Genomic DNA, 21,997 nt, shown 5'->3' on the forward strand with positions numbered 1-21,997 from the left:
CAATGCCTTACTGCAGTAGCAATGCGGCGTTAATGCTGTTGACTGCCGGAAAAACAGTTCACCCAAATCTGGCTTTTTTAAGTTTATTTTTGCGCAAAAACCAGCAATGCAAAGAGATACCCTCGTATTTGACATCATCCAAAAAGAACTGCAACGGCAACGACACGGACTTGAATTAATCGCATCGGAAAATTTTACCAGTTTGCAGGTAATGCAGGCAACCGGATGTGTGATGACAAATAAATACGCAGAGGGATATCCCGGTCGCAGGTATTATGGTGGTTGCGAGTTTGTTGACCAAACCGAGCAGCTGGCCATAGAGCGATTGAAACAAATCTTTGGTTGCGAATATGCAAACGTGCAACCGCATAGTGGTGCACAGGCCAATGGCGCCTTATTGCTGGCAATACTGCAGCCGGGCGACCCGATACTGGGTCTTGATTTAAGTATGGGCGGGCACCTTACCCACGGCAGCCCGGTAAACTTTAGCGGTAAAATATACCAGCCACACTTTTATGGGGTAACCCGCGAAGAAGGTCTTGTTGATTATGAGATGTTGGAAGCGCAGGCGAGAAAGGTAAAGCCAAAACTGATTATCTGCGGTGCCAGTGCTTACAGCCGCGATTGGGATTATGCCCGCATCAGGAGGGTAGCCGACGAAGTGGGTGCTTTTTTGTTTTGCGACATGGCCCACCCTGCCGGCCTGATTGCTAAAAACCTGTTGAGCTCGCCTTTCGAACACTGCCACTTTGTTACGTCTACTACGCACAAAACGCTTCGCGGCCCGCGCGGAGGTGTCATCATGATGAAAAAAGACTTCGAAAATCCGTTTGGGCTAAAGGATGCAAAAGGCAACATACGCATGATGAGCAACCTGATCGATATGGCAGTTTTCCCCGGAACACAAGGTGGCCCGCTTGAACACGTGATTGCAGCAAAGGCAATTGCATTTGGTGAAATATTGTCTGATGAGTTTACCGATTACGCAAGGCAGATTGTTTCAAACGCACAGGCAATGGCTGGTGCATTTGTAGCGAAAGGTTACCAGATCATCAGTGGTGGCACCGAAAATCACCTGATGCTCATCGACCTTCGCAATAAAAATATCACCGGTAAAAAGGCGGAACAGGTGCTTAACAATGCCGATATCACGATTAACAAAAACATGGTGCCTTACGACGATAAAAGCGCGTTTGTAACCAGCGGCATCAGGGTGGGTGTACCCGCAATCACCACCCGTGGTATGAAGGAAGAACATATGCAGTTTGTGGTAAATGCAATTGATAATGTACTTATGAATGCCGATGACGAAAACACGATAGCAACGGTGCGCAAATCGGTTAACGAATTCATGAACAGCTTTCCGCTCTACCCCGAACTTGGTTAGTAGTATCTTGCTCCGGCGTTCTACAACCATCAAACACTAACATCATGATACAACGGATACAATCCATTTGGCTTTTCCTGGCAGCAGTCTGTGCATTTCTCACCATCCGCTTTTCTTTTTTCAGCGGAAACAAAATGGTAAATGGTCAGAAAGTTTTTACCGAACTAAGCGCCGAAAGCAGCCCGCTGCATTTGCTAATCCTTTCAGTTGCTGTTGGGCTTGGCGCACTCATTGCCGTGTTCCTGTATAAAGACCGTAAGCTGCAGTTGCGCATTACCGTACTTACCTTGCTGCTGTCCATCGTTAACATTGTACTCTATTTTTTAGAAACCAAAAAGTTTGCTGAAGGAAACTTTGATCTTACAGCGGTCTTTTCCCTTGTTGTTCCGCTGTTCCTCTTTCTGGCAATGCGCGGCATTAACCGCGATCAAAAACTTGTTCGAAGCCTCGACAGGCTCCGATGAATGGCGCAAATTATTTTGAAAAGGATCTCCCACAAGGAGATCTTTTTTTTGCTGTTGTACGAGCTACTGCGCTCAATATGTTTTCTTTTTTGGGACCAGCATGGATTCTTTTCCAGGCAGTTGTTGTGTCACTCCCTTGTACGACCTGTTCTTTATTGAGCTGAAAATACAGGTGCACACATACCATTCGCGCTATATCGAACAACCTTGTGATTTCTTTTCCCAGACGTGCATACTTCTTTTCTTATAGTTAACGGCTTCAAATAGTTTGTAAATGCTCAACGAAATTATCGCGGTAACTCCTGCCCATTGGAAGCCGGGTTTGATGTACCTGCACTTCCGTATCGTTGAATGAATTAATCAGGGTTGCATTCACGAGGTAAAAACGGTGAATACGCACAATGCTTTTATAACTAATCCGATTCTGAAAGTATTGCAGCGATACCGGTAGCAGGTATTTCTGCTCTTTAGTTACCAGGTTAATATGATTATTTTCAGCCTGCACATATAAGATGTTACCAAGGTGAGCTTTTACAAAGCGGCCGCTTTGCCTGATAAACAATGTGTCGTTTACCTGGAAAAAACTTTCATTATCCCCCGGCTTGTGTGCATCGAAAGCAGGTGATAGCAGAAGATCGTTGCGGGAATGTTGCGAGGTGAAGTTGTTTAAAGCCACTTCAATGGCCCCGCAAACATTCAACAAGGTAAAGGGTCGCTTTATAAAGGCAACAGCAGATAAGGATGAAACCTTTTTCATGACGGCCTGGCTGGCAGCCGAGCCAAGGCAAATCACCGGCACCTTACGAAGCTTTAATAAAGCAAGGGTGGTTTCCATGCCCGTATTCAGCTCCATGGCATCAATGTGTAACAGGAGAAGATCAACCTTGTTGTTACGAAATAAGCTAAGGGCATCGTTGGTGTTCCGTGCAATTCCGGTTATATAGTACCCTTCCTGTTGCAGGCCGGCTGCAAGATCATGTGCACTTCCTGCCCTATCTCCCACCACCAATACACTTATTCTATTGTCCTTCATCCGGTTGTTTGTTCCGCAGCTTTGCAAAGCAGCACGTCGCAGCTTTCTTTTTTGGGATCGCGAAGGTAAAGACCCTGCTGTTTGGAACCGCTATAAACTGCAGGGTTCCCATTTATTCAGGCTGCCCATATAACCTTGTTTCCCGGACCGAAAACCTAAACTGGATTGACATAGCTTATTACAAAAACCTGCCGGTGTAGCTTTCCTTAACCTCGCTGAGCCCAGCCGGCACACCACTGTAAACCAGGTTGCCACCTTCGTCACCCGCTTCCGGTCCAAGGTCGATTACCCAGTCTGCGCTTTTTATAACGTCTGTATTGTGTTCAATTACAATAATGGAATGCCCCTGTTCAATGAGGGCGTTGAAAGAGGTCAGCAGTTTTTTAATGTCGTGGAAATGTAAGCCGGTAGTTGGTTCATCAAAAATAAACAGGATGTGTCCGTTACCCTTGCCCCGGCCAAGGAAGCTGGCCAGTTTCACGCGTTGCGCCTCACCACCGCTAAGGGTATCGCTGCTTTGTCCCAATTTAATGTATCCCAATCCAACATCCTGTAAAGGCTGTATCGCTTTGGCGATTGAGAGTGCTTCTTTACTGCCGCCTTCTGTTGCCGAAAAGAAAGCTACGGCTTCGTCGACGCTCATCTGTAGCACGTCGTAAATCCCCGTCATCTTATAAGTTACCTCCAGCACTTCTTCTTTAAACCGCTTGCCATTACATACTTCGCACTGCAGGTGTACGTCAGCAAGAAATTGCATTTCTACAACCTGCTCGCCTTCACCCTTGCAGGCATCGCAACGGCCGCCATCAACATTAAACGAAAAATGCTTTGGCTGAAAGCCCCGCATTTTCGAAAGGGGTTGCCGGGCATACAGGTCCCGTATTTCATCATAGGCCTTTATATAGGTAACGGGGTTACTCCGGGACGACTTACCTATCGGGTTTTGATCAACCATCTCTATCTGGGTAATGTATTCCAGGTCACCGGTTAACAGCCGGTGAAAGCCCACCTTCTCAGCAAACTCTCCTTTTAATTTCTTTAATGCGGGAACGAGCACTTGTTTGATGAGTGTTGTTTTACCACTGCCGCTAACACCGCTTACTACGCACAAAAGGTTCAAGGGAAATTCAACGGTGATGTCTTTCAGGTTATTCTGCCGGGCGCCTTCTACGGTTATGCTCCGGTTCCATTTGCGGATAACCTTGGGCACCTCAATAGAGAATTCGCCCGTGAGGTACTTGCCGGTAAGGCTTTCGGGATTGCGGGTTAACTCCTCGTAGTTTCCGAAGGCCACCACTTCGCCCCCGAGGTGACTTGCAAAGGGTCCCATGTCAATGATGTAGTCGGCCTCGCGCATCATGAGTTCGTCGTGTTCAACAACTACAACCGTATTGCCCAAGTCGCGAAGTTCTTTGAGCACTTTTATTAATCGCTCCGTATCGCGCGAGTGTAAGCCTATGGATGGTTCATCGAGTATATACAGGGAATTGGTAAGATTACTTCCAAGGCTACGGGTAAGTTGTATACGCTGGCTTTCACCTCCACTCAGGGAGTTCGCAAGCCTGTTTAGCGTAAGGTAGCCAAGCCCAACGTCGAGCAGGGTTTTAATACGATGGTTAAGTTCTATAAGTATTCGTTTTGATACCTGCCGGTCGTACTCACTAAGTTCAAGATTACCGAACCATACTGCAAGATCTTTCACCGGCAACTCGCAAAGTTCACCAACGTTTTTACCTCCAACCTTAACATAGAGCGCCTCTTTCCTTAACCGGTATCCTTCGCACTCGGGGCAAATTGTTCTACCCCTGTACCTGCTAAGCATCACCCTGTATTGTACTTTGTACAGGTTCTGTTCTACTTCTTTGAAAAAGTCGTTAATGCCATTAGCATGGTTGTTACCCTTCCAAAGCACATCATACTGGTCTTTAGTTAAATCAGCTACCGGCGTATGCACGGGAAAATTGAAATGTTTCGCTGCCCTAATGAAGTTTTCTTTCCACAAACCCATCTTTTCTCCCTTCCAGGGTGCAACTGCACCCTCGTAAATGCTAAGCCGCTTATCGGGGATCACCAGGTCGGCATCAATACCCAGGACCTGGCCAAAACCTTCGCAGGTAGGGCAGGCACCAAATGGATTATTAAAGGAAAACAAGTTGGGCACAGGTTCTTCAAACACGATCCCGTCCAACTCAAAGCGATTACTGAAGTTCACCAGCCGCTCGCCGTCGATCTCAAGGAACATATCGCCCTCACCTTCATAAAAGGCTGTACCGATACTATCCGACATCCGATGGGTATCGTCCTCGTCAAATTCCTTAACCACCAAGCGATCCACAAGAATATATGTTGAAGCTGTTGCAATCTTCTTTTTACCGGTTTGTATAGCTGAATTGCCGACAGCTGTTACAAGGTCTTCGTCAGTCATCTCTAACAGATCTTCGATACGTACTACAGTTCCGCTTCCTGAAAGCTTTCGCTCCAGCCTTCCTGCAGCAACGTCGCCACTTAGTGTGTACATCCGGCTGAAACCTTTCTGCAACAGAATGTTCAACTCTTCCCGGACCTGCCGGTTTGCGTGCTGTTTAAAGGTGGCAAGCATATGAACCTTGCTACCTTCCGGAAGTTCTTTGATCAATGCAATCACATCGGCAACGTCGTCTTTCTTTACCTCTCTCCCGCTAATTGGCGAAATCGTATGACCGGCTCTTGCAAACAGCAACCTCAGGTAATCATACATCTCGGTCATACTGCCTACGGTACTCCTCGGCGTGCGTGTAATTACCTTTTGTTCTATGGCAATGGCAGGACAAAGACCTTTAATAAAATCTACATCGGGTTTATTCATGCGGGCCATAAACTGGCGCGCGTAAGCACTGAGGCTCTCTGCATAACGGCGTTGCCCTTCTGCAAACAACGTGTCTATGGTAAGTGATGATTTTCCGGAGCCGGACACTCCTGTTACAACGATAAATTTATTGCGGGGAAATTCAACCGTAACATTTTTAAGATTGTGCACCCGCGCTCCCTTTACCAGGATCGAATCATTTGAAAATGTTCGCCCGGCAGGCTTGTCTAACACCTGTGCTACTGTCTTTTTTGCCATAATTATTAGCAAAATAAACACATTCCCGCCTTAATGGTTGTGACCATTGCTAAACAATAACTTTTAAGGATTACAAATAAGCATTGTTAATTTCTTAAGAATGGCAGTAATACAACTTTGGAACGTTCTGTTTAACAAAGTTGTTAAGAATGCTAAATACGCCACTCGTGGCATAATTGCTGCCATTACCGATCGGTGCTAAATTTCATGTTAACGACGGGCTTTGAGGCTTACAAGCATTAAAGAGCGAAATAAGTACCTATGTAACAGTGTTAAAATTTTGTTTCATCGTTCCGATTGTAAAAAAGTTAATTTATTTTCATTCCCGCATCAACTCCACTTATCAAGCGCCTATAGCAGACTTCGACTTAACTATTTTCAGGGTTTCCAACTCGTTTTTATTGCGCTAATTCTATCTAACTAACTTTATTAAATCTTCATCATTATGAAACCGATTCAACATGCGTCGGATACGCAACTGATTCACCTGTTTCGCGATGGAAATAGCCGTGCGTTAGAAGTGCTGGTATTACGCTATAAAAACAAAATATTTACATCGATACTATACCTTGTTAAAGATAAATACCTCGCTGAAGACATTTTCCAGGACGTGTTCATCAGGGTTATTGATACCCTCCGGAAAAACCGGTATATCGAAGATGGCAAGTTTCTGCCATGGGTAATGCGTATTGCGCATAACCTCTGTATTGATCACTTCAGGAAAATCAGGCACTCTCCCTTTGTCAGGATCGGGGACGACCGTGACGCTTTTGAAATGGTAAACCTGTTTGAAAGAGCTTCAGATGTTAAGGTAATGCAAGCTGAATTGTACGACCAGGTTCGCGACAATCTTGACACCCTTCCAAAAGAGCAAAGAGAGGTTCTCGTGCTAAGGCATTATGGCGACTTAAGTTTCAAGGAGATTGCCGATATGACCAACTGCAGTGTGAACACCGCGCTCGGCAGGATGCGGTATGGCCTGATAAACATGCGAAAGATGTTCCCGGAAAATCCAACGGCCTCGTTATAATATCTCACGGGATTGCCTGTAGCAGTTCCGGATCAAAAGTCTACCCGGCTAACAACAGGTAACCATTCCTGGAACAGCCATTAACAGAAAGCCTCCGCTAATCCGGAGGCTTTCTTGTTTGCCAACCCCTTTATTGCTTCAACCCCTTTGCGGGAACACTGTTTTACCTCTTTGAAGCATTCCGGTAACCCAATTTGATTTCCTGGAGCACCCCTTCGACATTGCGTTTCGCAGCGATAACCGGGAGTTTAAAAGGTCAATAATTCCCGAAAGTGTCCTTTCAGGCCGTCACAAGCCACTTATTTACGTTACAACTGCGATCAATACTGCAAGAAGACCCAAAAAGGTGGCATATACAGGCGCTGACTGCGTAAAAAGCTCTCAATGGTGTTTGGAAATAAAATTTTTTAAACCGGCACATTGTGACCGTTAAGGGTATTCATGCAACCATTTGAACTATATGCAGCCGATTATTTAACGTTGCTTTGTGTCATCATAGTAACAATCATCTACAAACGAGAAACTTCCCAGCCAAGAAAATAAAAACAAGTTCAAACACAATTTTAGGCTAGAAGAGTTTTTGTTTAGAAGTGAGGTCACATGAATATCCAACCATCCTATACTATTTCCAATTAATTCAAAAACATTTTATGAAAACACTTTCCCAAGCCACCGACACTCAACTTGTTCACGCGTTCCAGGACGGCGACACACAGGCATTAGAAATCCTGATCAGCCGGTACAAAGACAAGATTTTTTCATCTATCCTGTTTTTAGTCAAAGACAAATTCCTGGCTGAGGACCTGTTCCAGGATGTCTTCATTAAGATTATTGAAACAATCCGTAAGAATAGGTATACGGAGGAAGGAAAGTTTTTACCATGGGCCATGCGTATCGCCCATAACCTTTGTGTTGATCATTTTCGCAAAGTAAAACGTACGCCAACAATCAAAACCAGTGATGAAAGAGACATTTTCGAGGTAATCAATTTGTCGGAGGAAAGCGCAGAAACCAGGATGATGCAGGGACAATCGCATGAGCGCGTTCGCAAGATGCTCGATATGTTGCCCGAGGAACAAAGAGAAGTAATTGTTTTACGCCATTACGCAGACCTGAGTTTTAAAGAAATTGCCGAAATGACCAATTGCAGCATTAATACAGCACTGGGTCGCATGCGCTACGGATTGATCAACCTTCGTAAAATGCTGACTGAACAACAGATCGCCTTATAATAAAACACTAAACGTAATCCTACCCGATAATTCTACTCCCCAACTAAAAAGCCCCAAACGGGGCTTTTTACATTTATGTCTTTTTGGAACAAGATCAGTTTAATCCGAGCAGCTTAAACACCTTCAATCCATCGGTATTACCCAACAGCGGAGATGTAGCACGTTCGGGATGAGGCATCATACCAAAAACATTCCCTTCAGCGTTCCGGATACCTGCAATGCTTCGAAGCGCTCCGTTCGGATTGGACAACTCTTCCATCTTGCCATTTTGGTGGCAATACCTGAATACAATCTGTCCTCCATTCTCGAGTTCGTCAAGTACGTCCAGGGAAGCAAAGTAACGTCCGTCGCCATGGGCCACCGGAATTTGAAGCGGATCGCCATCTGCTGTGCGGATGTGTACGTTTTTACAAACAAATTTTCTGCTGGCGTTTCCAAGAAGTCCGCCTGGCAAAAGCCCGCTCTCACAAAGAATTTGAAAGCCGTTACAAACGCCCAGCACTTTACCACCCTGGTTTGCAAACTGGATGACACTCTGCATCATAGGGCTAAAACGCGCAATGGCTCCGCAACGCAGGTAGTCGCCGAATGAGAAACCACCTGGCAACACAATACAATCGTCGGTTGAGAACATACTCAGGTCTTTGTCTTTATGCCAGAGCATAACAACTTCTTTGTTCATGTCGTGCTGCAATGCGTCCTGCATATCGCGATCGCAATTGGAGCCTGGAAAAACAACTATACCATACTTCATAATGTAGGCTATTCTATTAGTGATAAGCTGGCGAGGAGTATACCTGCCCTCGTTTGCCGGGCGTAAAACTAACAACAAATCAGGAGACAGCGCCTTTTCAACCTTTCATTCAAGCCGGGAAGTGCGAAAAAGGCTCAAGAATAATTTGAAATTAATAAGTGTTCAGCTTTACGGTTATTTCGGTTCATAAAGCTTACCAGGTATTTTTTTTCGAACATTGACATGTTTAACCCTTTGTCGTGGTATAGCTTATATACAAAATCGGTGTTTTTGATGATCAGCATCCATTTTGCCTTGCAATCCCTGAGCAGGTAATCTGCTAGTCTCGCCTGGTCGTCGCGCGTAAATTCATTACCGGCATAAGTACTGAACTCACTATCGTACGGAGGATCCAGGAAAATAAAATCATCTTGCCCGGGCGGCCATTTTTGAAAAAACGATTCAAAATCGAGGTTCTCAATTGTTGTGTTTTCCAGCCGGTTCCGGAGTGCAGCTGAACGCAGGTAATCTATTTTCCTGGAGAAGTTCTTCCGGTTGTACTCCATCCCACCATACGGCACGTTAAATCCACCCTTCCCATTATACCTGAACATTCCGCTGTAAGCATAGTTGCGAATGAATAAGAAAAGGGCTGCAGCAACACCCGGAGCTGCTGCAAATGCTTGTACGTGGTTATAGATGTACCGGATTTGCATGTAATATGCACTTTTCATCGCCGTTTCCATATTGCCCAGTACGTCCTCATCCGGCAGTGGTCCCTTACCTTTTTCGATCAGCTTAACGCGTTTAATCTTTCTAACGAGATTCTTATTCAATTCAGTTATGAAATGTTCCTTTCTAAACGAAATCGCCGAGGAAAAGAGACTGTCCAGAATGGGCCTGTTTTGTTCTATAAAACCAACAAGCTCGCTTTCCACCTGTTCATCAGTTATACAGTCAGCGCTAAACTGTCGGTAGACGGTGATAAAATATTCACGGTTGGCTGTTGCGAGGTTTGTGAGCTGATCCCAGCCCGCAACCATATCGTCAAGCGACTGAAAGAAAACCGTTCTTTGATCATCTGTGATCGACCTGTAAACACTAATGAGTTCCCCTGACCTGTCGTTGACATAATAACCGCTTGCCTGTATGGCGGTATATACAGCTCCACCACCTACAAACGGTTCATAATAATTGGTATAGCTGGCAGGCAGGTTTGGCAAAATATATTTCAACTCCTGTTCTTTTCCCCCGGCCCATTTAAGTAGGGGGTAAAGCCGTTGTGCTGTAAAAAGCCCGGGGACATTAGATGGATCTGCAGAATCGATTGTAACCATTGCTTAAAAGAATTTACCCTTTGAAACTCCTGAGTGTCGGCTGTACTAACCTGGGTTTAAACCATAAAATTACCCCGGAATTGTATGGACATCACCACGCGTACAAAGTAATGGCCAATGGTTGAACATAACCTATTTGAATGATTATCGGGAGCTGGTTATGGCCGGTGATGTAAAACAAAGTGAAATCGGCAGTTTATCTATAGCAGAAACAAGGAGTGAGTTTCAGAATAGCGTGCCTGACCGTGGGATTAAAGGAAAGGCAGACCCCGCCTGCGATAAACAGTAAATGTAAACCGCAGAGACTAGCGCCGGATGAGGAAACCCCAATTATTTACCCCAATAAGCACCAGCAGGGTCCAGAATATGGCATTGGGAAAGGTGTTCTTCTTGGGACCGAGAAAACCTTCGGCAATAAACGGACTTGCAGGTATCAACCAGAGCATCAAACCGTCGAGGTCCTCATATATGCTGATGAAGGGTAACGGCAGGGTAACCACCAGCATCACCAACAAAACTCCCCAGTTTTTCCGCACGTGTATCAGCATACGCCGGGTTCGACCCTGCCAGTGAAACAGACCGACACCTAACATCAACAACAACAATACTGCAGTAACCAGCAGCATTCGCGGGTTCTCCACAGCAGGCAGGTTTAACGACCACCGGGGCAGGTTCCGATAAAATAAGGGGAACTCGTCATTAAGAAAAAGGTACACGGCGAAAAAGTAAAAGGGCGAAAGCACACCCATTACCATCACCAACAGTTCCGGCAGGTTAAATGGACGCACCACCAGCAAAGCAAATATTACCACCAGTACCAATAGTACGGATGGATGGTACAACAGCACCGAAAGGCCAATGATGAGCCCGGTATTAAAAAGCAGGGTTTTAGGATTTGGATGATTGTACAACCGGACCAGCTTTACAAATAACCAAATGAGTAAGGTATTAATAATGAGTACCGGGGTGATGTTGCTCCACTCAGGCAGTAAACCGGTAAGCATAATGTACACCATTGCCGTAATGAAGTTATTACGGGTAAACATCCGTTGATCGTTAAAGAGATAATTCAGTCTCAGCGCCTGTACAACAACAATTGTATGGTACACTAAAATCAAAAACAGGTCACTTGCATCGCTAAGGTAGCGGAGCAAAAAGACCGAAATCAAGCCGTCGGGATCGCGTGCCTGCACCTGTGGTGGACTAAACACAAAATGACTGTGAACCACAATACTCAAAATGATGAGCCAGATGACATTTGCCGGTGAACGGTCTTTAAAGAGTGCAACCACTGTGTACGGGGCTAATTATCTAAAGTTCTAATTTTGCAAAACAAAGATAATTCCGGTACATACAGGGAAATACGATTTGACGGTTACTGATTTGTTTACCTAAACGCGGCATAAAGTCAAAGCCTTTGTCGAGGTTCTTTAAGGTTGGCACCCGGGTGAGTTGGCCCTCAGGAGATATGCTTTGATCGGAAAGCAGCTGGAGCCGCTTTTCCTGCTTATTGAACAGGAAGTGGAGCTGGTCGCCGGTATTCACCAGTTGATAGCCGATAAAAAGGTCTACGTCATCGTCGTACTGGTCTTTGATGATCACATTGCTCCAATTCATTTTAGCACTGCTATCAAATGAGAATACTACTACGTTCTCAGCGTGGTACCTGTTATACTGATTATAGCCGTAATTGTTCCAGCTCGACCATGGATAAGCATAATAGTACGGGGTGAATGAGTAGTAATTCATTCCTCTTAGGAATGGAGAGCCGAAGGGAGAACCCCATCTGTTGAAATTACCAGCTCTTCCCGTGGTGTAGAAAGACTCGGCCGCGAGCAAAAATCCACCGTCTTTTGTTACAATCAGGTTGCGCAGAAAGTAATCATTGAAAGCCGTACGCATTCCGTTTTGGCCTTTTGCCTCGTTACGGAGGTTTTCGTCAAAAGGAATACCCTTCGAAACATTCAGGCTTGAGCTTGGACGATCCCAGATGCTTACATGAAGGCCGTCGATGTTTCCCTGCCTGCTTTTACTGTACAAGGAAGTAATGATATACCGCTTGTTGTAGTTGTCTACTTTAATACGAACGTCGTCGAGATAGTGGTTGTTAAGCTTGATCTCCCTTTCTACGTACTGATCGCTAGCACGCTCCTTTGTCATAAAGAATAATTTCTGAATGTTATCGGATTGCCCTGTTTGCACGGCGCGGGTAAAAACAAGATTACCATCGTTATCAACATAAAATTCCGTAAGGATATCGTTCCTGTCTGGCATTGGGATGCTCATGTAATGCTTGTACTGCAGTGCAAGTTCCTTATTGAACAAGGATGTGGTTAACAGGTGGTTGCGGTCATTTTTGTTGTTGATCTTGAAAATCTGGATCTGCTGCTTATCGTCGCTATGGATTACCGAATAAAGCTTGTTGCTTGCAAAGAAGGTAATCTGAGTGGTATCCAGCTGTATCGGATCGCCAATTTTTTTACCGTTTCCGTCGAGCTTTGCCGCCATGCAATACACAACGTTCCTCTTTTGATACTGGTAGAACATGTAACAGAAATCGGGGTACGCGATAAAGTCGGTATTGATGAGTTTGTCCGGCAGAAAATCCAGCTTGAGCCTTTCGATCTGCTTCATTGAAGCATCGTAAATGCTCATAGAGTGATTATCGCGGAGTTCCTTATAAATTAAAATATTGCTACCAATTTTTCCAACGATTTCGAACCGGGTTTGCTTAAGGTCATCTTTGTCTGGTTCAGAATAAATGACCCGTTGACCTATGGACGTCCCGGATAAGATGATGGCAATAACAACCAGGAATAATTTGTTCATTTAAAAAAAAGATTAAGTGAACAAATGTAAGATTTGTGAAACTGTGGATCCGCTAATTTTCCCTTAATTAACAACCTGCATGCGACTGGTTCCGGGTGAAGTTTACAGCAGGAACCAGCTGGTAACCCTACGCCAGCATTCTTGAAATGCGTTATCATTTTACAGCGTTTTTACTTATACATTTGTTGTACTTCTTTTGATTAACAATACCATATTTGTGGGCAAGCAAATTAACAAGGTTAGCGCGGCAGGATTACTTATTGCGTTGGGCATTATTTACGGGGATATCGGGACTTCTCCTCTTTATGTATTTAATGCAATCATTTCTGAACGAACGATTACCGAACAGCTGGTGCTCGGCAGCCTGTCTTGTATTATCTGGACGATCACCTTACAAACCACCATCAAGTACGTTATCCTGATTCTCAGGGCGGATAACAACGGCGAAGGAGGCACCTTTGCCTTGTACGCACTTGTTCGACGACGAAAGAAATGGCTGGTGTTGCCAGCCATGATCGGGGGTGCCGCCCTTTTAGCGGACGGAATAATCACCCCTCCGATCTCCATTACCTCGGCCATTGAGGGATTACGGAAAATACCGGTACTACACGATATAGAAACCAACACGATTGTTGTGATCGTATTGGGGATCCTGGTGGCTTTTTTCTTTATGCAACAATTTGGCACCGCAAGCATCGGCAGAATGTTTGGTCCCATCATGCTGGTTTGGTTTTCGATGCTGGCGGTGCTGGGCGCCTCCCATGTGATGGACGACCTGTCGATTTTCAAAGCTTTTAATCCCTACTACGCGGTTCAGTTCCTGGCTGTATACCCTGGTGGCTTTTGGCTGCTTGGGGCAGTTTTCCTTTGTACAACCGGGGCAGAAGCACTCTACAGCGACCTCGGCCATTGCGGACGGGCAAACATCCGCATGTCGTGGATCTTTGTAAAGTGTTGCCTTTTGCTAAACTATCTTGGGCAAGGCTCCTATTTGCTTGCGCACAGGTTGGGCATAACTGTAACCGAAGAAACTAAAGCGGCGCTCAACATCAACGCATTTTACGACATCATGCCGCAATGGTTTGTGCTGATCGGGGTATTGATCGCAACTACGGCAGCCATTATTGCCAGCCAGGCAATGGTTTCCGGCTCTTTTACCCTGATTAGTGAAGCCATGCGCCTTAACTTATGGCCGAAGTTGAAGATCCGTTACCCAACCGAAGCAAAGGGACAACTTTTTATACCCGGCATCAATACCCTCATGTTTGTGGGCTGTGTCATCGTGGTTTTGTATTTCAAAAAGTCGTCAAGCATGGAAGCAGCATATGGGCTGGCGATCATCATCACCATGCTTGCTACGACGGTTTTGTATGCGAATTACATGGTTATTCACCGGATACGTGCGGGCTGGATTTACCTGTTTCTAATCAGTTATTTCCTGATTGAAGTGGTATACCTCACCGCCCTGTTGCAAAAGTTTACCCATGGTGGTTATATCACGATGTTGGTCGCAATGTTCATGTTTGTGATCATGTATGTATGGTACAGGTCCAGAAAGATCAAAAACCGGTACATTGAATTTGTACGGCTTGAGCACTATATACCGCAGATCCAGGAACTGAGCAATGACAAGTCAATCCCCAAGTATGCAACCCACCTGGTTTATATGACCAGTGCCAACAATCCCAACGAGATTGAACACAAGATCATTTACTCAATATTAAATAAGAAACCAAAACGCGCAGACATCTATTGGTTTGTACACGTAGACGTATTGGACGATCCCTATACTGCGGAGTACAGTGTTGATCACATTATTCCGAATGATATCATCCGGATAGAGTTCCGGCTTGGTTTTAAAGTGGAGCAAAGGATTAACCTGATGTTCAGGAAGGTGGTTGCCGACCTGGTAGCTAACAAAGAGGTAAACATTACCAGCAGGTACGAAAGCCTTGAACGAAACAATGTTACGGGCGACTTCCAGTTTATCGTGATGGAGAAGTACCTGAGCCAGGATAATGAGTTGCCCTTTCTTGAGAAGATCATGATGAAGATCCACTTCTTCATAAAAGAGATTAGCCTAAGCGAAGAACGTGGTTTTGGCCTCGACCCGAGCAACGTTATTGTTGAAAAGTTTCCCTTGATTGTTGCACCAGTAACATCGCTGAAGCTTAAACGAATTATGCTCCGTTCAAACGAGGACGAAGACGAAGAAACGGACTATCCGGAAGGTTAAAAGGCTTTCCAGACACTAATACTATCACCGGCCCATCAAGACCGGTGATTTTTTTTGTCCCGCCGAAGTAGTCCTGTATTTGACAAACACCAAACCATAAGCTGGCCAGGACCTTCACACCCGGATGCAATTCCTTAATAATTACATTCGTCCAAACCGCTCTCTCACTTACACCAGAGCTCCAGCTAAGCCTGTCGATTAGCTGAAACAATTACGAAGCTTGGCAGAGGAGTAGTTTGCCCATTTACGTTTAGCTGGTGTACCAACTTGTACAATGCTTTTATGGGTCGTTGTTTATGCATAGCTTAGGGAAGTCAACCCTCATCAATATATCGCTTTGAACACCACCTTACTCTACTTCCTGTTGGTTTATGCGCTGGTGATCGTCGTGTATGTGCTGGTACAGGAAAGGCTCATTTTTAAACCCGAGAAGCTGGCTGCCGACTTTGCCTATAAGTACAATACGCCTTTCAGGGAGTTGTTTATCGATATTGTGCCAGGTGTAAGAATTAATGGGCTGCACTTTTACCGGGAGAAACCGGATGGACTGATCCTGTATTTTCATGGGAACACCAGGAGCATCAAGGGCTGGGGTAAATATGCCATCGACTTCTTTCGCTATAACTACGATGTTGTATTGGTGGACTACCGGGGGTTTGGCAAAAGCACCGGCAAGCGAAATGAACGTGACATGTTGAATGATATGCAGGTTGTGTACGAGACCTTACAGCAGCAGTATGGCGAAAAGCATATTATTGTATACGGCAGGAGTTTGGGAAGCGGTTTTGCAGCCAAGGTTGCGAGCGACAACCAACCCCGCTACCTGATCCTCGATGCGCCATTTTACAATTTCATAAAGGTTGTCGAGCGGTTTCTCCCCTTCCTCCCCCACCGGCTAATCCTGCGGTACCAGCTTCGTACTGACCGGTGGATCCGGAAAGTAAACTGTCATACCTACATCATTCATGGCACCAAAGACTGGCTGATACCGATCAGGCACAGTGAACAATTACAAAGGATTAACCCAAACAAAATAACCCTGATCCGAATTCATGGGGGAGGCCACAATAATCTTCCTACCTTTCCCGAGTACCACAATTTCATCAGGGATATACTAAGTCCCTGAGGGAACATTTGCTGAATTAATGGTTCGATATGAATAATGATGACCGCGTGTTAACTACAGTTCGGAAGCCACGTTCGCGAAGGCTTTTTGGCTGGATAAAAGTCTTCATAATTGTGTATTGCCTCATCGGCATTGCGATATATTATCTCCAGGACTATTTTGTACTGCACCCCGAAGTCGTACCTAACAGCGAGAAGTATACCTTTACGAACCCCTTTGAGGAGCTAAATATTTATTACGATGAGCATGTCAATATCAACCTGGTAAAGTTCAGTCATACCGGCAGCACGTTCAAAGGCATTATCCTATACTTTCATGGCAACCGCAACAACATTAAACGATACGCCGGCTTTGTTGAACCATTGAGCAGGCATGGGTATGAAGTATGGATGATGGACTATCCGGGGTTCGGAAAAAGCACGGGCAAATTTTCAGAAGAATTGGTTTACGCCTGGTCGTTGGTGGCCTACAACCTTGCACGCAAACAGGTGGCTCCCGACAGTATCATCCTGTTTGGCAAATCTTTAGGCTCAGGCTTTGCAGCCCAACTCGCTTCGGTGAGGGATTGCAAACACCTGGTACTTGAGACCCCCTATTACAGCATGCTTTCGATGGCAGACACCTACTTTTGGATGTACCCCACACGTTGGATGATCAAGTACACCATTCCTACCTATCGCTTCCTCGAAAAGGTAACTGCACCGATCACCATCTTTCATGGCACCGACGATAGCGTGATACCTTTTAGCAATGCAAAGCGACTGCAGGAAAAACTTAAGAAAGGTGATGCGTTTATTACTATTCCGCAAGGCACCCATAACAACCTGAATAGCCATCCCCTGATGCGTAACAAAATAGATAGTTTGCTCAGTTTGTAATCGGGACAGGCGGTTTACAAGTAGAGCTCCGCCGATCAATGGATCAAACCGTACAAGCGAGCGTGGCAAGTAAAGCCGACCCTTAACCAAATGCTCGTCCCAAAAAGAAAAAAAGCGGGTTCGGATCGTTTAACTGCATGCAGCTCTCTTGCATTGTCCCAGAGTCGGTTGCCCGGATTGCAATGGCCATTTTGCCGGTACAGGGCTACCTGATAAGCGTGATAGTGCCCTTTAACATACGTTTATCCGGAAGTTCGCAAAACCATACGTAGGTACCGGAATCGGCCTGTACCCCGTTGTACAAACCATTCCAACCTTTTTTGTAATCGGCGGTCTCAAAGATTTTTGCACCCCACCGATTGTAAATAACGAGCCGGTATGATTTCAATTGCGGAGGATTGATGATCCGGAATTCGTCGTTTTTACCATCGTTATTGGGGGTAAAAGCAGATGGAAAATAGTAGCCGCAGATACCGGCAGACACCACCACAGCAGCACTGGCCGGACCGCATAAACTGCTTACCACAACGCTATAGCTTCCGGGTTTTGTAACCAGGTACTGGCGCGCAGCGGAGCCATCCTGCCATTGATAGCCGCTGAAGCTTCCGGGATCGAGCATAAGCGTATCGCCCGGACATATGGTTTGCCCGGTTTGCAGCTGCGGTTTGGGCAGCCGCAGGACGGATAACCGAAGCGTTCTGGTTGAGTCACATCCACCAACAGCAGAAAAACGATCTACATAAGTTCCGACTGTGGAATACCCGGCGTAGGACTGCCCCTCGCAAATGGTGGTATCAATAGTTGTTTGTACCTGTTGACGAACCGATAGTATAAGTGTGCGGCTGCTGTCGCAACCGGATGCTGTTGTAAAGTTGTTGGTATAGGTTCCTGCCTGGGTGTAGCCGAGATAACTGCTGCCAGCGCAAATACTTTGATTAATAATGCTGGTTATCCGTGGCCTGACGACCAGGTTTAGGGTTCGGATGCTGTCGCAGCCACTGGCTGATCGCAGGGTGTCGATATATGTTCCGCTACTGGTATATCCCGAAACACCTTGACCAAAACAAATGGTTGTGTCAACGGTTCTCCGGATGCGGTCAACAACGGAGAGGATCAATGTGCGGCTGCTGTCGCAACCCGATGCTGTTGTAAAGTTGTTGGTATAGGTTCCTGCCTGGGTGTAGCCCAGGTAACTGCCGCCCGCGCAAATACTTTGAGTGATCGTGCTGGTTATCCTGGGCCTGACGACCAGGTTTAAGGTGCGAATGCTGTCGCAGCCACTCGCCGAGCGCAGGGTATCGACATAGGTTCCGCTGCTGGTATAGCCCCCAATACCCTGGCCAAAACAAATGGTTGTATCAACGGTTCGCCGGATGCGGTCCACAACGGAGAGGATCAGTGTGCGGCTGCTGTCGCAACCCGATGCTGTTGTAAAGTTGTTGGTATAGGTTCCTGCCTGGGTGTAGCCAAGATAACTGCCGCCAGCGCAAATACTCTGATTAATCGTGCTGGTTATCCTGGGCCTGACGACCAGGTTTAAGGTTCGGATGCTGTCGCAGCCACTCGACGATCGCAGGGTGTCGGTATAGGTTCCGCTGCTGGTATAGCCCGCTATACCCTGGCCAAAACAAATGGTTGTGTCAATGGTTCTCCGGATGCGGTCAACAACGGATAGGATCAGTGTGCGGCTGCTGTCGCAACCTGATCCTGTTGTAAAATTGTTGATATAAGTTCCTGCCTGGGTGTAGCCAAGATAACTGCCGCCAGCGCAAATACTCTGATTAATCGTGCTGGTTATCCTGGGCCTGACGACCAGGTTTAAGGTTCGGATGCTGTCGCAGCCACTCGACGATCGCAGGGTGTCGGAATAGGTTCCGCTGCTGGTATAGCCCGCGATACCCTGGCCAAAACAAATGGTTGTGTCAATGGTTCTTCGGATGCGGTCAACAACGGATAGGATCAGTGTGCGGCTGCTGTCGCAACCAGATGCTGTTGTAAAGTTGTTGGTATAGGTTCCTGCCTGGGTATAGCCCAAATAACTGCTGCCCGCGCAAATACTTTGACTGATCGTACTCGTTATCCTAGGCCTGACGACCAGGTTTAAGGTACGGATGCTGTCGCAGCCACTCACCGAGCGCAGGGTGTCGATATAAGTTCCGCTGCTGGTATAGCCGGAAATACCCTGGCCAAAACAAATGGTTGTGTCAACGGTTCTCCGGATGCGATCAACAACAGAGAGGATCAGTGTCCGGCTGCTGTCGCAACCGGATCCTGTTGTAAAGTTGTTGGTATAGGTTCCTGCCTGGGTGTAGCCCAAATAGCTGCTGCCCGCGCAGATACTTTGATTAATTGTAGTGGTTATCCTCGGTCTCACGACCAGGTTTAAGGTTCGGATGCTGTCGCAGCCACTGGCCGATCGCAGGGTGTCGATATAAGTTCCGCTGCTGGTATAGCCGGAAATACCCTGGCCAAAACAAATGGTTGTATCAACGGTTCTCCGGATGCGATCAACAACAGAGAGGATCAGTGTCCGGCTGCTGTCGCAACCGGATCCTGTTGTAAAGTTGTTGGTATAGGTTCCTGCCTGGGTGTAGCCCAAATAGCTGCTGCCCGCGCAGATACTTTGATTAATTGTAGTGGTTATCCTCGGCCTCACGACCAGGTTTAAGGTTCGGATGCTGTCGCAACCTTTTGATCCCACATAGGTGTCGACAAAAGTGCCGCTGGTGTTATGGCCTGCGATGGCCTGACCAAGACAGATGCTGGTATCAACTGTTGTATAGGTTTTGTCGTAAACCTGCACTTTAAGCGAGTCAATTACTTCTATACAGCCAGGTATGGTTGCTTTGAGGATGTAAGTTCCGCTATGAATGGGCAAGGCATTGTTGATTTCAACCCGTGGGCGGTTGATCAATAAATTGTTTGGACCCGACCACTGGTAGGTTGCGCCAATTACCGTATCTGTGTACAGCAGCAGGTTCGAGCCAATGCATAAGGTGTCATCATTGCTTCGGGCGATTGCTGTAAGCTGGGCAAAGTCGCTAAAGTAACCAAAAGAGGTACCTGAAAAAGAACTGCCACCCTGCAGAAATCCAAGATGGAATACGTGACTCGTATTGTTTACCTGAACGATACTGCCTGTTGGTACATCTGCCAGTGATACTAAAACTTTTGCAGCAAGCCACTGGCCGGAACTTCCCGGCACTACAGAAAAGTCGCTTGACTTGATAATGCCGGGCATTCCATTCAACAAGAAGTCGCCCTGCCCACCCTGTTCCACGATCAAGGTGATGTACAGGTTTTCGGCAGATGTTCTCTTAAAGGAGATGCGCGTACTGCCATTGCATTTCAGGCGGGGCAGGATAGCAGAGCCCAGTTCACAACCAATTCCGGTTAGCTGGTAAACATAAACCGGCTTATCTGAAGATATGAAGGTGCTAAAGTTTTGAAGTGATGAGAGGTAGGTCATACCCTTGCTCAGGGTTGCAACAGTTACCCCGTCCTTTCTTATGGTGGTGCCATCTTCTACCGCCATAATGTACAGTTGGTCGTCGGGGAAGTTCAGGTCACCTTTTAGCGCGATGTATTCAGTTCCAAGGATATTTACCGGCACAGTCTGGTCGCCAATAATGTCGGCACAAAATCCATTGGCCGGGGTATAAACTTCGTCGTCGCTAAGGGTTATTGCAACGGGCTTATTGCTGGTTACATGTGAGCCCTGAAGGTGTTGAAAGCCTGCCTGACCCGTAGCCACGGCAGCATAACATTGCCCTTTATTGAGCACAACCTGGAAAGTCGTGTTTGCGGGGTGACCGACGATGGGGTTGGATGGCGTAATGGTTACCGTGGTATTGTCCTCAGAGGCAATGATGTTAAATGAAGAGTATGGCAATGGACTGTAAGCCGGGTGATTGCCATAGTTGAACTGGGATGATATCCAGAAGTCGGTGCCGAGTGCGTTGCGTGCCTTAAGCGTGAATACATCAGGATTAAAGCTGCCTGCATTCACTTCGTAGTAAGCCGAAATCCGGGCGGTTGAAGTGATCTTTAACCCGCTATTGACAATAGCATTTGCTGGGCGGGTTTCTATTCTATCGATCCAGGTGGTGAGGTCGACGGAGCGGGTTGAGTTTGCAGGAAGGTTATAGATTTGTGTAGGCATACCGCCTACTGCGGGCTGTGAGATGGTAATGGTTGCCGGCTTTTCGTAGCTGATCAGGTTCATTACAATTGGCCTGTCAAGGGTGACACCCGCGTACACAGCATTTGCAATCTCCGGTGCTGCAAACCAAAATGCCGTATCCGTTTGTGCTTTCAAGCCAGACGAAAAAAGCAAACAGCAGCTGAGAAAACACAGGTATAAATATTTCATTTTCCTCCCGAATTTGAACACAGGTTACTGCGACTTAAGGGTACTTAAAACGTATTTAGGTGGTCGTTTATTAGAATGCAGATCCGGGGAGGTATCAAAAAGAATATTGAGGCACAAACTAACTTTTATCGACCAATTCCTTGATCGACAGAATAAATATACACTTCCGGCTAAACAAACCGTAATAATTGATCATATACATGAGCGCTGCCTATCGGTAATAAGTTGCAGCCGGAT

The 21,997-nt window shown here is 46.2% G+C and carries 14 protein-coding genes; 7 read left to right on the forward strand and 7 right to left on the reverse strand.

What is annotated here, in order from left to right; all coding sequences use genetic code 11:
* Positions 1 to 106 precede the first annotated feature (106 nt).
* Positions 107 to 1,387, forward strand: a complete 1,281-nt coding sequence (glyA, locus tag EXU57_RS18345; protein WP_133269698.1) for a serine hydroxymethyltransferase — start codon at positions 107 to 109, stop codon at positions 1,385 to 1,387.
* 44 nt (positions 1,388 to 1,431) lie between these two features.
* The gene (locus EXU57_RS18350) at positions 1,432 to 1,851 is read left to right on the forward strand and encodes a DUF4293 domain-containing protein (RefSeq protein WP_133269699.1); all 420 of its coding nucleotides are present in this window, start codon (positions 1,432 to 1,434) and stop codon (positions 1,849 to 1,851) included.
* Between the two features lie 259 nt (positions 1,852 to 2,110).
* Here the strand turns inward: EXU57_RS18350 and EXU57_RS18355 are convergent, their stop codons facing one another.
* Positions 2,111 to 2,884 carry a LytR/AlgR family response regulator transcription factor gene (locus EXU57_RS18355; protein ID WP_133269700.1) on the reverse strand — a complete coding sequence of 258 codons (774 nt, stop codon included), beginning with the start codon at positions 2,882 to 2,884 and terminating at the stop codon, positions 2,111 to 2,113.
* A 178-nt stretch (positions 2,885 to 3,062) separates the two neighbouring features.
* Complete coding sequence (gene uvrA / locus EXU57_RS18360) at positions 3,063 to 5,987, reverse strand: excinuclease ABC subunit UvrA (RefSeq protein WP_133269701.1); 2,925 nt, start codon at positions 5,985 to 5,987, stop codon at positions 3,063 to 3,065.
* A gap of 445 nt (positions 5,988 to 6,432) precedes the next feature.
* On the opposite strand from uvrA, the gene EXU57_RS18365 reads away from it, so the two are divergent.
* Positions 6,433 to 7,017: an RNA polymerase sigma factor gene (locus tag EXU57_RS18365; protein WP_133269702.1), complete on the forward strand. Its 585-nt coding sequence runs from the start codon at positions 6,433 to 6,435 to the stop codon at positions 7,015 to 7,017.
* A 650-nt stretch (positions 7,018 to 7,667) separates the two neighbouring features.
* Positions 7,668 to 8,249 carry an RNA polymerase sigma factor gene (locus EXU57_RS18370; protein WP_133269703.1) on the forward strand — a complete coding sequence of 194 codons (582 nt, stop codon included), beginning with the start codon at positions 7,668 to 7,670 and terminating at the stop codon, positions 8,247 to 8,249.
* Between the two features lie 94 nt (positions 8,250 to 8,343).
* Here the strand turns inward: EXU57_RS18370 and purQ are convergent, their stop codons facing one another.
* The 4 genes from purQ to EXU57_RS18390 form a co-directional block, all read right to left on the reverse strand.
* Complete coding sequence (gene purQ / locus EXU57_RS18375; RefSeq protein WP_133269704.1) at positions 8,344 to 9,003, reverse strand: phosphoribosylformylglycinamidine synthase subunit PurQ; 660 nt, start codon at positions 9,001 to 9,003, stop codon at positions 8,344 to 8,346.
* Between the two features lie 134 nt (positions 9,004 to 9,137).
* Entirely contained in the window at positions 9,138 to 10,319 is a 1,182-nt protein-coding gene (locus EXU57_RS18380; RefSeq protein ID WP_133269705.1) for a DNA adenine methylase, read from the reverse strand.
* A gap of 305 nt (positions 10,320 to 10,624) precedes the next feature.
* Complete coding sequence (locus EXU57_RS18385; protein ID WP_133269706.1) at positions 10,625 to 11,611, reverse strand: hypothetical protein; 987 nt, start codon at positions 11,609 to 11,611, stop codon at positions 10,625 to 10,627.
* Positions 11,612 to 11,630: 19 nt separating this feature from the next.
* A complete protein-coding gene (locus EXU57_RS18390) occupies positions 11,631 to 13,148 on the reverse strand; it encodes a hypothetical protein (protein ID WP_133269707.1) in 1,518 nt (505 codons plus the stop codon).
* Between the two features lie 217 nt (positions 13,149 to 13,365).
* Between EXU57_RS18390 and EXU57_RS18395 the strand changes: the two genes are divergently transcribed.
* The 3 genes from EXU57_RS18395 (at position 13,366) to EXU57_RS18405 (ending at position 17,388) form a co-directional block, all read left to right on the forward strand.
* The gene (locus tag EXU57_RS18395; protein WP_133269708.1) at positions 13,366 to 15,384 is read left to right on the forward strand and encodes a KUP/HAK/KT family potassium transporter; all 2,019 of its coding nucleotides are present in this window, start codon (positions 13,366 to 13,368) and stop codon (positions 15,382 to 15,384) included.
* 337 nt (positions 15,385 to 15,721) lie between these two features.
* Positions 15,722 to 16,510, forward strand: a complete 789-nt coding sequence (locus tag EXU57_RS18400) for an alpha/beta hydrolase (RefSeq protein ID WP_207955524.1) — start codon at positions 15,722 to 15,724, stop codon at positions 16,508 to 16,510.
* A gap of 29 nt (positions 16,511 to 16,539) precedes the next feature.
* A complete protein-coding gene (locus EXU57_RS18405) occupies positions 16,540 to 17,388 on the forward strand; it encodes an alpha/beta hydrolase (protein WP_133269710.1) in 849 nt (282 codons plus the stop codon).
* 205 nt (positions 17,389 to 17,593) lie between these two features.
* Here EXU57_RS18405 and EXU57_RS18410 read toward each other — a convergent pair whose 3' ends face one another.
* Positions 17,594 to 21,760, reverse strand: coding sequence for a gliding motility-associated C-terminal domain-containing protein (locus tag EXU57_RS18410; RefSeq protein WP_133269711.1), 4,167 nt, complete (start codon positions 21,758 to 21,760; stop codon positions 17,594 to 17,596).
* Positions 21,761 to 21,997: the final 237 nt, after the last annotated feature.

The organism is Segetibacter sp. 3557_3, assembly GCF_004354985.1.
Lineage (GTDB): Bacteria > Bacteroidota > Bacteroidia > Chitinophagales > Chitinophagaceae > Segetibacter.

Coding starts and splice junctions, on each gene's coding strand:
- glyA (WP_133269698.1), top strand. CDS start 107: ATGCAAAGAGATACCCTCGTATTTGACATCATCCAAAAAGAACTGCAA.
- EXU57_RS18350 (WP_133269699.1), top strand. CDS start 1,432: ATGATACAACGGATACAATCCATTTGGCTTTTCCTGGCAGCAGTCTGT.
- EXU57_RS18355 (WP_133269700.1), bottom strand. CDS start 2,884: ATGAAGGACAATAGAATAAGTGTATTGGTGGTGGGAGATAGGGCAGGA.
- uvrA (WP_133269701.1), bottom strand. CDS start 5,987: ATGGCAAAAAAGACAGTAGCACAGGTGTTAGACAAGCCTGCCGGGCGA.
- EXU57_RS18365 (WP_133269702.1), top strand. CDS start 6,433: ATGAAACCGATTCAACATGCGTCGGATACGCAACTGATTCACCTGTTT.
- EXU57_RS18370 (WP_133269703.1), top strand. CDS start 7,668: ATGAAAACACTTTCCCAAGCCACCGACACTCAACTTGTTCACGCGTTC.
- purQ (WP_133269704.1), bottom strand. CDS start 9,003: ATGAAGTATGGTATAGTTGTTTTTCCAGGCTCCAATTGCGATCGCGAT.
- EXU57_RS18380 (WP_133269705.1), bottom strand. CDS start 10,319: ATGGTTACAATCGATTCTGCAGATCCATCTAATGTCCCCGGGCTTTTT.
- EXU57_RS18390 (WP_133269707.1), bottom strand. CDS start 13,148: ATGAACAAATTATTCCTGGTTGTTATTGCCATCATCTTATCCGGGACG.
- EXU57_RS18405 (WP_133269710.1), top strand. CDS start 16,540: ATGAATAATGATGACCGCGTGTTAACTACAGTTCGGAAGCCACGTTCG.
- EXU57_RS18410 (WP_133269711.1), bottom strand. CDS start 21,760: ATGAAATATTTATACCTGTGTTTTCTCAGCTGCTGTTTGCTTTTTTCG.